Annotated in this window: 11 protein-coding genes; 5 read left to right on the plus strand and 6 right to left on the minus strand. The window is 61.4% G+C overall.

The window, feature by feature from the left end; genetic code table 11:
• Positions 1 to 239 precede the first annotated feature (239 nt).
• Genes ACQZ6J_RS23740 through ACQZ6J_RS23750 form a run of 3 tightly spaced genes read right to left on the minus strand, consistent with a single transcriptional unit; the run spans position 240 to position 2,845 of the window.
• Positions 240 to 1,475, minus strand: a complete 1,236-nt coding sequence (locus ACQZ6J_RS23740; protein WP_449085854.1) for a styrene monooxygenase/indole monooxygenase family protein — start codon at positions 1,473 to 1,475, stop codon at positions 240 to 242.
• A gap of 27 nt (positions 1,476 to 1,502) precedes the next feature.
• The gene (locus ACQZ6J_RS23745; RefSeq protein WP_163989068.1) at positions 1,503 to 2,288 is read right to left on the minus strand and encodes an SDR family oxidoreductase; all 786 of its coding nucleotides are present in this window, start codon (positions 2,286 to 2,288) and stop codon (positions 1,503 to 1,505) included.
• A 53-nt stretch (positions 2,289 to 2,341) separates the two neighbouring features.
• A complete protein-coding gene (locus tag ACQZ6J_RS23750) occupies positions 2,342 to 2,845 on the minus strand; it encodes a flavin reductase family protein (protein ID WP_449085855.1) in 504 nt (167 codons plus the stop codon).
• A gap of 149 nt (positions 2,846 to 2,994) precedes the next feature.
• Here ACQZ6J_RS23750 and ACQZ6J_RS23755 point away from each other — a divergent pair, with 149 nt between their 5' ends.
• Positions 2,995 to 3,975, plus strand: coding sequence for an AraC family transcriptional regulator (locus ACQZ6J_RS23755; RefSeq protein ID WP_449085856.1), 981 nt, complete (start codon positions 2,995 to 2,997; stop codon positions 3,973 to 3,975).
• 63 nt (positions 3,976 to 4,038) lie between these two features.
• On the opposite strand, the gene ACQZ6J_RS23760 is transcribed toward ACQZ6J_RS23755, so the two are convergent.
• Entirely contained in the window at positions 4,039 to 4,680 is a 642-nt protein-coding gene (locus tag ACQZ6J_RS23760; RefSeq protein ID WP_449085924.1) for a response regulator transcription factor, read from the minus strand.
• A gap of 310 nt (positions 4,681 to 4,990) precedes the next feature.
• On the opposite strand from ACQZ6J_RS23760, the gene ACQZ6J_RS23765 reads away from it, so the two are divergent.
• From ACQZ6J_RS23765 to ACQZ6J_RS23780, 4 genes are all read left to right on the plus strand, one after another.
• On the plus strand, positions 4,991 to 6,181 hold the full coding sequence (locus ACQZ6J_RS23765; RefSeq protein ID WP_449085857.1) for a nitrilase-related carbon-nitrogen hydrolase: 1,191 nt from the start codon (positions 4,991 to 4,993) through the stop codon (positions 6,179 to 6,181).
• Positions 6,182 to 6,275: 94 nt separating this feature from the next.
• Positions 6,276 to 6,761: a hypothetical protein gene (locus ACQZ6J_RS23770; RefSeq protein ID WP_449085858.1), complete on the plus strand. Its 486-nt coding sequence runs from the start codon at positions 6,276 to 6,278 to the stop codon at positions 6,759 to 6,761.
• Between the two features lie 59 nt (positions 6,762 to 6,820).
• Positions 6,821 to 8,221, plus strand: coding sequence for an APC family permease (locus ACQZ6J_RS23775; protein ID WP_449085859.1), 1,401 nt, complete (start codon positions 6,821 to 6,823; stop codon positions 8,219 to 8,221).
• A gap of 283 nt (positions 8,222 to 8,504) precedes the next feature.
• The gene (locus ACQZ6J_RS23780) at positions 8,505 to 8,708 is read left to right on the plus strand and encodes a cold-shock protein (protein WP_112804338.1); all 204 of its coding nucleotides are present in this window, start codon (positions 8,505 to 8,507) and stop codon (positions 8,706 to 8,708) included.
• A gap of 276 nt (positions 8,709 to 8,984) precedes the next feature.
• Here ACQZ6J_RS23780 and ACQZ6J_RS23785 read toward each other — a convergent pair whose 3' ends face one another.
• Both ACQZ6J_RS23785 and ACQZ6J_RS23790 read right to left on the minus strand, forming a co-directional pair.
• The gene (locus tag ACQZ6J_RS23785; protein WP_449085860.1) at positions 8,985 to 10,037 is read right to left on the minus strand and encodes an ABC transporter ATP-binding protein; all 1,053 of its coding nucleotides are present in this window, start codon (positions 10,035 to 10,037) and stop codon (positions 8,985 to 8,987) included.
• Positions 10,038 to 10,055: 18 nt separating this feature from the next.
• A complete protein-coding gene (locus ACQZ6J_RS23790) occupies positions 10,056 to 11,768 on the minus strand; it encodes a GH32 C-terminal domain-containing protein (RefSeq protein WP_449085861.1) in 1,713 nt (570 codons plus the stop codon).
• Between the last annotated feature and the right edge of the window lie 3 nt (positions 11,769 to 11,771).

Raw genomic sequence — 11,771 nt, forward strand, 5'->3', positions numbered from 1 at the left:
TTGGATGCGGCTAGGCCGTGTGGACGAATTTGAGCCGGCTATTTGGCTATACAAAATGTGCCTTGATCGTAGCGGATAGCGATGGCGCGGCTGATCTTGAGGGGGCCGCAGCTTTTGGTCGCTGCGGCCCTTCTCGAATGGCGTCGTGTTGCCGGGGTGCCGGTGTGTAGAACCGGTGCCATAGGCTCTTCCGGTCTCACGAAAGCAATTTTACACCGCTAAATGCCGGGCGAGAACAGCTAGGCGGCCAGCTTCTTCAGATAGGCATCGGCCTCTTCCGGGATGGCGAACCACGGAAAGAAATCGGGTGGGTTGTCAAAACCGTTGGCGATGCGTTTGGCCAGTTCCGGATAGGCCTGCGCGGCGCCCATGATATTGAGCACATGCGGTGGCGGCGGCTGAAGGAGTGCGTTGGTCCATCCGGTGACATATTGCGCGTAGTTCCAGTAGCCATCGAAGGTTGCCTGCATGAAGGCGGCGTCATAGGGCCTCTTGCCATGAGCGAGGATCGCGTCGAGATAGGCCCTGGCCGCCTTTGAGGCGTTGTTGGAGCCTTGTCCGGTGATCGGATCGTTCAGCACCACGGCGTCGGCCATGCCGAGCACGGGCGCACCGGAAGGAAGCCTGCCGATCGGCTTGCGCACCGTTGGAGCAAAGGCGCCGGCGAGAATGCCATTGTCGTCCGTCAGCGTCACGTTCCTGTTGCGCTCGGCCTCCCACGGCAGGAAGGTGTCGAGGATCCAGAGCGACTTGGCCAGATGTTCGGCCGGCGTCTTCACATCCTTCCAGCAATCCATCGGGCCGCCCGGGATTCCCTCGAACACCATGATATCGCAGGGGCCGTTTACCGTCAGGGCCGGGAAAACGAAATATTCGCCGACCGTCGGGATGAGGTTGAAACTGACCGCCGAATGGTCGGCGCGCGGCAGCATACCCTTGACATAGGTCAGCGCCAGCGCCCGCTGCGGCTTGTCGAAGGGCGATTTCTCCGCATCGCGTTCGAAAAGCCTGGCGATTTCGCCCTTGCCGGCCGCCACGATGACGAGGTCGGATGATTTCGCGTAGGCCTCAAGGTCGTCGATGCCGACATCGCGGATGGTGATCGTGCCGCCGCGCCGCTCGAATTCCGTCAACCAGCGCGGAATCTTCACGCGTTGGTCGACGCTCCGGCCGGCCCGGTCCAATTTGCCGTTCCAGTCGATCGCCTTGTTGCCGGAGCCGTCCGGAGCCGGAACGCAGAAATTGATCGAATCGACCGTCGGGCACTCCGCATCCCAGAAGTTCAGGCCCAGTTCGCGCTCGTTTGCCAGCGCCTCGCCGAACATGCACTGGCTGGACAGGACCTTGCCAGCTCGAATTTCATCGGCCGTCCGGTTCTGGACAATCTCGACGTCGTAGCCGTTCGAAAGCAGGCCGCAACCAAGCTGCAGCCCGGATTGGCCTCCGCCGACGATGGTGATCTTGCGTTTGCTCATTGTTTCGTTCCCCGTTCTTGTTGTCGTTCAGTCCATCAGCTTCGGAATGGCCGGAACATTCTGCTCCGGCCCCATCGCGGTATAGCCACCGTCGACGCAGATATCGGTGCCGGTGACGAAGCTGGCATTGTCGGAAAGCAGGAAGGCGACCGCCTCGGCGACCTCCTCCGGATTGCCGGTGCGGCCGAGCAGATGGAAGGGCGCGGCCACCCTGTTCGTCTTCTCCCGGTCGCCATGGGTGAGCTGCACCATGATGTTGCTCCAGGTCCAGCCGGGCGAGACGGCGTTGACGCGAATACCGTCTGGCGCCAGATCCATCGCCTGGTTGCGGGTAAGCTGCAGGATCGCCGCCTTTGAGACCGGATAGACCCAGCGCCCGGTCTGGGCCACCCGCGCCGAGATCGACCCGAAATTGACGATCGCGCCTTTGTTGGCCTTGAGATGCGGGTGCGCTGCCTGCATCAGCATGACGGAGCTGACGATATTGACGTCCAGCGCCTTCAGCCAGTCGGATCGGTTGGTCTCGGCGCCGTTGTCGAGATAGGTGCAGGCGACGTTGACGAGGAAGTCCAGCCTGCCGGTCGTCTCCACCGTCTTCGCCACCAGCGCTGCGATCTCTTCGTCACTGGTGATATCGGTCTTGATGAAGGTCGCCTTGTCGCCAAGCCGAGCGGCGACCGCTGCGCCATCCGCCTCGTTGATATCGGCAATCACCACCCGGGTATCGTAGCCGATCAATATTTCGGCCACGGCCTGGCCGATCAGCGTCGCGCCACCCGAGATGATCGCTGTTTTTCCGTTCAATCCCCGCATGATAGTCCCCACTCCGTTTCTTAAGGATTGTGCACAAGCTGGTATATCGACACCTAAACCGTCGCCGAGGCGATCTGCGTCGTGGTGAACCCGCCATCGACATAGACCAGCGGCTCGGCGTTGCCGCCGCCGCTCACCGTCTTTCGGACGCGGCCGATCAGGATCACATGCGTGGCGAATTCCACGGCCTGGTCCAGGTCGCAGTCGAAACTTGCCACCGCATCCTGAAGGACGGGTGCGCCGGTTTCATGATCCGCCCAGGCGCCGACCTGAAAGCGGTCCGCGGCGGCATGACCGGTGCGGCCGGCGAATGTTTCGGCGACCGGCTGCTGCTCGCGCGTCAGGACGTTGACACAGAAATTGCCGCTCTCGGGAACGAATTGCCCGACCCAGGTGTCACGATGAACGCAGGCGATCACCGAGGGAGGCTCGACCGTGAGCGAACAGACGGCGGTGGCCGTAACGCCGCGCGGTTCGCCATTGACGCCGCGCGTCGTCACCACTGTCACGGCGCCGACCACCTGGCGCATCGCTGAACGGAACTCATCCCTGTCCATCGTCAAACTCCCCAGACTTCCATTCGCTTTAGATTTAAAGTAAGTTGATGTTCCGCCCGGAAAGGCGCTTTCACAATCCGGATCGCGCGAGGATTATCCGGATTCGGCAAGAATGCGCCGAAGCTTTCCACCAGGCGCAAGGAAACCCGATGCCGATAGAGCATGTGCCGCTTTCCCGTTTCGCAGCCGTGAATACGCGCTCGCCCGAAGCGGCGCGCGAAGCGATCGGCCGGATATTCTGCCCGCATTTCCTCAACCCGCTGGAGCGTAATCCGGTCTCGTTCCATGCCCGCCACCATACGGTGGAGCAGGCGGACTATTCGGTGAATTTCGTTGCCTATGGCTCCGCGGTGGAAATCGATCCGGGCGAGCTGTCGCGCTTCTTCCTGTTGCAGTTGCCGATCGCGGGGGCGGCCACGGTGCGTTGTGGCACTCAGATCGCGGATGTCGGCGCGGGCTTGCGAGGCTCGGTGCTATCGCCCACGCTCGGCTCACGCATGGTCTGGAACGAAGGCTGCCAGAAGCTCATCATCCTCATCCGGCGCGAGGCCCTGGAGGCGCAGTTCGAAAGCCTGACGCATCAGGCCTGCCGGGCGATAGAGTTCGATGCCGCCGTCGATCTTACCATTCCCGTCGGAGCGGCGATCTGGCAGCATGCGCAACTCATGCTTGGCGCCGCAGAAACAAGCCACGGCATTGCCGATGCCTACAAGACAACCCTGCGCGACGGCATAACGACGTTGTTGCTGACGGGGCTTGCAAGCAACAAGACGATGCTGTTGTCGCGGCCCGCGCCATCGGCCGATCCGGTCGCCGTGCGGCGCGCGCAGGATTTCATGGAGGCCCATGCCGAACGGCCGATCGCCATGGCGGAAATAGCAAAAGCGTCGGGCGGTTCGCTGCGCTCGCTGCAGAATGCCTACCGCAATGCCAAGGGAATGACGCTGAGCGATGGATTGCAGGCCCTGCGCCTTACACGGTTCCGCAGCAATCTGCTTGCCTGTGGGGGTGCCGGCTCCGTCGCCGAAGCCGCCTTTGCCGCTGGCCTTGGCCATCTCGGGCGCGCGGCCGCAGCGTATCGTGACTGCTTCGGCGAAACACCGTCCGAGACGCTGCGCCGACGCAAATGACGGCGGCAGCCGGTGCTGCGCGATGCCGTCAAATGTCGGGACACTCAGGTGCCGGGCGAGCGTTCAGCTCACGACATCAAGCTGGCGCGACTGCATTTTCTTTATGAATTCAGCTCTACTGCTGGCGCCGGTCTTGGCCAGGATCCGGCTGACATGCGCCTTGACCGTCGGCAGCTCTATGTTCAGCCGGCGGCCGATTTCCTTGTTGCAGATCGCTTCGCCGACCAGATAGGCAATCTCGCGCTCGCGGGGCGTCATGGTCTGCAGTCCGTTCCAACCCGTGCTGTTGCAATCATCGATGATGCAACTGCTCGCGGTGAACTCGACGAGCTTGTCGAGAAAACTGGCATTCTGCTCGGTGAACGCGCCCTGGGCATCGCTGCGCAGCAATGACGCGCCCGCAACGATCCGCGATCCGGTCCAAAAATAGAGCTCCGTCTGGAACGATGTGTTCTGGGGCCGCAGGAACTGCTCGAAATATTCCGTGCCGCCCTCATCCCGGCCGGCATTTTCCCGGCTCAGCATCCGCAGCCGCGATGTCCCGGTCGTGACGCGCCGCGGATGCAGCGGATCGATGCGCCAGAAATGATGATAGTAGCGCTGCTCCCAGTAGGGCGAGAGATTGAACAGCTGATGGTCCATGACATGGCGGCCGTCATTGACCCGATAAAAGCAACAACCGCTCAGCGGCATGACCGATGCCACGACACCCAAGAACTGTTCCGCGAAGCTGCGCGATCCGAATGAGCTTGCTGCTCCAACCATGGGAAAAGCCGATGAATATGTCACATTTCTGCATTGAAGCAGCAGCCGTGGACGATTGTCAACTGCCCGAACCGTTGGCGCGGCGGCCTCCTGTGCGGCACCAGGGCATAATACCTCGGTATCATAGCCATGACCCGACAACTTTCCTAACGTCCGGCAGATCTTGAATTGTCATGAGTACGGCGGGCGGGCATGACCGGTCGATTTCGATCGACCCCGCCCTCTGCACCGGCATCCAGCGGAGTTCGAAATGAGCATGCGTCCTGAATATGTCGCCCCCTATATGGCGATCGGTCTCTCGACGATCGTCACCGGGATCGCCGAACGGAGGCATATTCGCCACAATCTCGAAACGATCGAGGAAGCGATCCATGCATCCGTGTCGATCTGCTCGATCAATGCACCGGTGCGCGTCATCGCGCTTGCCGAGGGTGCTCTTACCGGCTTCACCGACGAAATTTTCGATGTTCCGCATGTAACGGCCGCCAGGGAAATGTTCATCGACCTTCCGGGCGAAGAAACGGAAGCCCTAGGCAAGCTGGCAAGGCATTATGACACCTACATCATCGGCCAGTGCAAGGCGCGCTGGCCCGATATCATGAAGGACCGCTTCTTCAACACGCTGTTCGTCATAGACCGCAAGGGCGAGATCGTTCACCGCGCCGCCAAGAACCATCTCTGGTGCCGTGAACGCAGTTGCACGCCGCACGATATCTACGATCGCTGGGTCGAAGTCTTCGGTGACGGGATCGAGGCCTTCTACCCGGTGCTTCGCACCAATGACATCGGCAATATCGGCACGATCTGCTGTTCCGACGGCGAATATCCGGAGGCGGTGCGCGCACTCGCCTTCAACGGCGCCGAGGTGGTCTATCGTCCGTCGGAAGCCATGCCGATGACCGGCTCGGGCTATCCCGGCGGCGGCAGCTGGATGATCCAGAACCGGGCGCATGCGGAGTTCAACAGCGTCTATATGCTGTGCCCCAATATCGGCCCGGTCTACCTGTCGCCAAGCTCGAAACACCCGATCGACATTGCTGGCGGCAACGGCCACATCGTCGATTATCGCGGCAACATTGCATCCTATGCCGCCAGCGGCGCCAACACGATGGTGGCCAGCCTCATCGACATCGAGGCGCTGCGCCAGTTCCGCACCATGAATCTCAATTCCAACTGGATGAAGGATCTGAGGACCGAACTCTTCGCTCGCATGTATGAAAAGCCGATCCATCCGCGCAACCTCTGGCTCGACAAGGATCCGGAGCGCCATGCCGCTGTGGACGAGGTCTACCGCGCCAATATCGGCAGGCTTGTCGAGCGCGGATCATGGACATTGCCCGCGCATGAGGTGCCGGGCGCGCGCTACACGCCGTCTTCACCGGATGGCGAGGACGACTGGAATGAAGCCAAGGTCATGTGGAGACCCTGGCACAACAGCTGATCCCATCGGCGCCCTCCGTTCCGACAGAAAACAAAAGGGGTTTCGGAACGGAAACCGTCGCTGGTAACACCAAACTCAACTGGGAGAGACTACCATGTTTGCTTTGCAATTTTCCGCGATGCCGCTTCCGCGAAAGCTGGCCGCGCCGGCCTTCGCCGCACTTCTTTCGGCCGCCGGTCTGGTCGCGTCGGCCGCCGCGGCCAACACCGACGGCATCGTCGGCACCTGGATCGTCAAGGCGCCCGATGCCCCCTTCCAATATCACATGTTCGTCTTCAATGCCGACGGCACGATGCAGCAGGCCAACCCCGACGCCGGCGACGAGAATACGAGCGACAGCGACGGCAAGGGTGTATGGGTCCGCAAGGACGACAAGAAGGTGATCGGCAAGTTCGTCGAGATCACCGCCGATCGCACGACGCACAAATTTGCCACCCGCGGCGAGATTTCCTACGAGATCGACGTTGCCGGCGACAAGCTGACCGGAACCGCCTCGGCCAAGTTCTACGACGAAAATGACAAGGTGCTGCGCGGTCCTTTTCCGACCGCGCTCGAAGGAAGGCGCGTCACGCTGCCGTGAGCAGATGTCACGCCAACTGCAGCCAACCGTTCCCCAAGCCCCTATTCGGACACCAAGTCATGTCTACATTTTCAACTGCGCCCAAGCGCACCTTGCACACGCTTGATATCTTTTTTCTGGTCGTCGCCGCGGCCGCGCCGCTTGCCGCCGTCGCCGGCAACGGCGCGCTCGGAGTCTTGCTCGGGAACGGCGTCGGCATGCCAGGATCCTATCTCATCGCCGGTCTGGTGCTGATCCTGTTTGCAGTCGGCTTCGTGCGCATGAGCCCGCACGTCCAGCATTCGGGCGCGTTTTACGCCTATGTGCGGCACGGGCTTGGTCCCTATGCGGGCGGTGCGGCGGCTTTCGTCGCCATCGTCGTCTACGGCATGATGGTGGTCGGCAGCGCCGCCGGTTTCGGCTTTTTCGCCAATGTATTTTTCGCCGAAAACCTCCATGTCGATATTTCCTGGGTGGTCTGGGCAGCGCTTGCCCTGGCAGTGGTGGCGCTGATCGGCTATCGCGAGATCACGCTCGGCGCCCGCCTGCTGGCGGTGTTCCTCACGCTCGAAGTGCTGATCCTGGTGGTTCTGACCGTTTCCGTCTTTTCTCCCGGCAGCCCGGCGCATGTCACCTACACATCCTTCAGCCCCTCCACCATCTTCAGCGGCTCCTTCGGCGTCGGCCTGATGTTCGCTTTCGTGTCGTTCCTGGGTTTCGAATCCGCTGCCATCTACAGCGAGGAAGCGCGCGAGGGGCACAAGACGGTCAGCCGGGCATTGATCGCAGCCGTCATCTTCATCGCGGTCTTCTATGCTATCGCCATGTGGAGCGTCATTGTCGCTTTCGGTGACGACAAGGTCGTGGCCGCGGCCGGCGAAAATCCCGGCACGCTCGTTTTCAGGGCGTTCGGCCAATACACTTATCCGGTGTTTACCGTTGCGGTCGAATTTCTGATGGTGACCAGCGCGCTGGCTGCGACGATCGCGCTTCACAACGCCGCCTCACGCTATCTCTTCTCGCTCGGTCGTGAAGGCATGCTGCCGGGGATGCTCGGCAACCTGCATCCGCGACTGCAGTCGCCACATATAGCCAGCGTCGTGGTCACGGTCATCACATCGCTCCTGGTCGCGCTCTTTGCGATCGGCGGGGCCGATCCGCTGATGACCGTGCTATCCAGCACCTTCGGCCTTGCCGCACTCGGCATCATCCTGCTGCAGGCAGCCACCTCCGTGTCCGTCTGCGTGTTTACCTGGCGGACGAGCAAGGAACCGGGGGCAACGCTCAACCTGCTGATCGCCATCCTTGCGAGCGCCGGCCTCGTGGCGGCGGCAGTGCTGATCATCATCAACTATTCGACACTCACAGGCAGCCTCGGCTTCCTCGACTACGCGCCCTGGCTTATCCCGATCGCGGCAGTGATCGGCATGATCGTGGCCCGCGGCTCGAAGCAGACAGGCAAGATGGCGGCCGTAGGCTGATGGAAAAATGGGAGGGGACGGATGAAGATACGGCTCGATCCTCCCGACCGGCAGCAACACGAGACCTTCACTATATGATCTGGAAAGGAGCGGCGAGCGCCGTCACGCGGGTTGCGCACTGAATATCCTCGCAACGGAGCGACAGAGAAAAATGCCCTCGAATACCCATTTCATGCAATAAATCCTAAGATCTCCCCCGGCGTCTGCCGCAGATCAGCTTGATCCATCGATAGCTGACCGCTAGATTGCCGACGCGATTAACGAGAAGAACAAGAGGATTCTCATGCCGACTGGCAAGGTTAAGTTTTTCAACACCGACAAAGGCTTTGGCTTCATCACCCCGGAAACCGGAGGAGCTGATGTTTTTGTGCATGTCTCCGCACTGCAATATGGCGACGTGCTGAGAGAGGGACAGTCGGTTTCCTACGATCTGGGTCAGGATCGCAAGACCGGCAAGTCCAAGGCGGAAAACGTCAGGCCGCTCTGATTACCGTAGACAAGGCACTACCCGATTCTCGGGTAGTGCTCTCGGGCAAGCGCCTTGGCCATGGAGCGCCTGCCGGGATCTTCGACAAAGGACCGCGCTCGCAGATGAGATATGCCGGTCAGCTCGATCCGCGCGCAGGTCGCGGTCCAGCATGAAACTCACACTCTTCAAATCCGGCCTGCAGCCTTCAGCATTGCGGAAGGCATCGATCATGCTCCTGAATTTCAGGGAGCCTCTCCCAAACTCCTCCGCTCACGCCTCATAGGCTCCAATAGCCTATGATATTCTGGCTCCAGCGCCATCGAACAGATGAACCTTTGTCTGGTCGACGCTCAACGTGATGTTCTGCCCCGACCGGACGTCGATGCGGTCGCGAAGTACGATGGTCGCGGTCTGGTTGCCGATTTTCGCGACCAGCATCGTTTCCGCGCCGGTTGGCTCAACGAGTTGAACCGTCGCTGCAACGCCCGGTTCGCCATCGGAAATGGCCAGATGTTCGGGCCTGATGCCATAGCTGCGGATCGCGGCATTGTGTGTGCCCGCAGGCAAGGGAAATACCGTACCGTCATCGAGCACGAAGCGCCCGTCATCGACCTTTCCCTCAAAAAGGTTCATCGCGGGAGAGCCTATGAACGTTGCGACAAAGGTGTTCGCCGGCCGATCGTAAAGCTCCAGCGGCCGGCCAACCTGCTCGATGCGACCGGCTCGCATGACGACGATCTTGTCGGCCATCGTCATGGCTTCCACCTGATCGTGGGTGACATAGACCGTCGTCGTCTTCAGACGCTGGTGCAATTGCTTGATCTCGGCGCGCATGGTCACCCGGAGCTTGGCGTCGAGGTTGGACAAGGGCTCATCGAACAGAAATACCTTCGGGTGGCGCACGATGGCGCGTCCCATGGCAACGCGCTGCCGCTGACCGCCCGAAAGCTGCTTGGGCAGCCGGCCCAGGAGCGGCTCCAGAGCCAGAATGCCGGCCGCCTCGCGAACACGTTTCGCAATCGCCGCCTTGCCCTGGCCTTGCAGTTTCAGGGCGAAGCCCATGTTTTCCTCAACCGTCATATGCGGATAGAGCGCATAGCTCTGAAAAACCATGGCGATGTCGCGCTCCTTGGGCGGTACATCGTTGACGACGCGGCCCCCGATCATGATCTGGCCACCGCTAATGTCCTCCAGTCCCGCCAGCATGCGCAGCAGGGTGGACTTGCCGCAGCCGGAGGGACCGACAAGGGTGACGAACTCGCCATCCTCGATGTGGACGGAGACGCCGTGGATCACGGATGCGGCGCCATATTGTTTATGGACCTGATCGATTGCGACGGATGCCATGATAGTATCTCCTCCCGGTTAAAGTTTGAGCTGCCAGACGCGGGCAGAAAGGACGACGCCTTCGGCGGCGGACAGACGCGCGGCGCGCATCTCGGCAAATTCCGGCAGGCGCTTCGTTCCGGTCCAGCGGCCGTTATCGGCGAAAACCTCGATCGATCCGGCATCCAGGAAGATACGCAGATGCGAAGGGCGCGCACCGGCCGCCAGATAGCGGGGCGATGTCTTGCCATTCCGGCGATCGAAGAGAATTTCCAGGCCATCGGCGCCGAGCCGCAATCCGAGATCGACCTCCGGATGTTCGAAGAGCAGTTCGAACGGCCCGCCGGCAACGGACAGGTCGAGCTCGATTTCGATTGCGCCGTTTTCGAATTCCAGACGATCGCCGCCGGCCAGCCGACGATCGTCGAGCAGCGATTGGCGAAGTCCTTCGGCGCTTTCGACCGGCGGAGTCAGGACGGCTTCGCCGTTCCACAGGACGCGGCGCGGCAAGGTCATTGCTGTTGGAAAGTCTTCTCTCTTCGAAACATCGGTCCAGTTCGCCAGCCACGCGATGCCGACCGGCTCGTCCCCGTCGACGAAAGCCTGGAACGCATAGGCGTCGGAGCCGAAATCCAGCTCCTGTTCCAGCTCCGGCTGGAAATTGCGTCCGTCGAAGCGGCCGACCGTTGCGGCCGTCATGTTGCGCCGGCCCGTCGCCGGATCCCGGCTGGTCAAAAGCCCGAAAATCAGCGCCCAGCGCGTCTGCGCCGCATCCACGGCGCCCAGCGGCACCATGCACGGGCATTCCGCCGCCGTCATGCCATACCGGTCCTCGCGGTGCAGCGGCCCCAGAAAGACCCATCCATCCGCCCCCTGCGGGTCCGACGTTTCATAGAGGAGCACGACGCCGCCTGCCTTGTCGCGGCTGCCGAGCAACATCTTCCAAAGGCCGTCCGGCCCCTTGAACACATAGGGATCCCGAAAATCTTGCGTGAGGCCCAATCCCTCAGGGCGCGCCGGCAGGATGATCGCGGGCGTTTGCGTGGAAAGTTCGTCCTCGCAAAGAGCGGAAAGCTGGATCTGCTCCTCAGGCTTGCGGTCACGCATCTGCTCGGTGAAGAAGATGCGGATCGCCTCCCCGCCTTGTCCGGCAACAGGGATTGCGGAACCGGAGAAGGCGCCACCGCGGCCGTCGGCACGCTCGGAAAGCTCGGCCGATGGAAACAGGAAGACCGGCAGGTGCTTCCAGCGAAGGTAATCCTTCGAAACCGCATGCCCCCAGTGCATGGTATTCCAGCGCAGGCTGTGCGGGTAGTGCTGGTAGAAGAGATGCGCCCGCCCGCCGAAGCGGCCAAAACCGTTGGGATCGTTCATCCAGCCGAAAGGCGGTCGGAAATGATAGCCGTTTGCCAGGGAGGGCGCAGCGTTTTCCGACGCATGATGGAGAACCTCGATGCCCTCTTCGAGCACCCGCGCCGGATGGAAGGCATAGATGACCGAGATGGCGACATCCGAACTGTTGTAACCGAGCTCGGCTCGTCCTGCGACAGACAGCGTGACCTCGTGGAATTCGAACTCCTCCGTTCGAACCACGACGATATCGACAATGCTCACGCCGTCGATATTTATCGAGAGCGTGGCCGTCCGATCAGATCGGCGCGCCTTCAGCCAAAGATGAATGACGGAGCCTGCGCCAAGTTCGGCGTCTATCGTCTTCAATGCGGGTGGTGTGGTTATTGCCTGGCTAGTCATCAA

Source organism: Rhizobium sp. A37_96 (assembly GCF_053521765.1).

Excerpts from the sequence above, each read along its gene's own strand:
- ACQZ6J_RS23770 (WP_449085858.1), top strand. The coding sequence starts at position 6,276 with ATGTTTGCTTTGCAATTTTCCGCGATGCCGCTTCCGCGAAAGCTGGCC.
- ACQZ6J_RS23790 (WP_449085861.1), bottom strand. The coding sequence starts at position 11,768 with ATGACTAGCCAGGCAATAACCACACCACCCGCATTGAAGACGATAGAC.
- ACQZ6J_RS23740 (WP_449085854.1), bottom strand. The coding sequence starts at position 1,475 with ATGAGCAAACGCAAGATCACCATCGTCGGCGGAGGCCAATCCGGGCTG.
- ACQZ6J_RS23775 (WP_449085859.1), top strand. The coding sequence starts at position 6,821 with ATGTCTACATTTTCAACTGCGCCCAAGCGCACCTTGCACACGCTTGAT.
- ACQZ6J_RS23755 (WP_449085856.1), top strand. The coding sequence starts at position 2,995 with ATGCCGATAGAGCATGTGCCGCTTTCCCGTTTCGCAGCCGTGAATACG.
- ACQZ6J_RS23765 (WP_449085857.1), top strand. The coding sequence starts at position 4,991 with ATGAGCATGCGTCCTGAATATGTCGCCCCCTATATGGCGATCGGTCTC.
- ACQZ6J_RS23780 (WP_112804338.1), top strand. The coding sequence starts at position 8,505 with ATGCCGACTGGCAAGGTTAAGTTTTTCAACACCGACAAAGGCTTTGGC.
- ACQZ6J_RS23785 (WP_449085860.1), bottom strand. The coding sequence starts at position 10,037 with ATGGCATCCGTCGCAATCGATCAGGTCCATAAACAATATGGCGCCGCA.
- ACQZ6J_RS23750 (WP_449085855.1), bottom strand. The coding sequence starts at position 2,845 with ATGGACAGGGATGAGTTCCGTTCAGCGATGCGCCAGGTGGTCGGCGCC.
- ACQZ6J_RS23745 (WP_163989068.1), bottom strand. The coding sequence starts at position 2,288 with ATGCGGGGATTGAACGGAAAAACAGCGATCATCTCGGGTGGCGCGACG.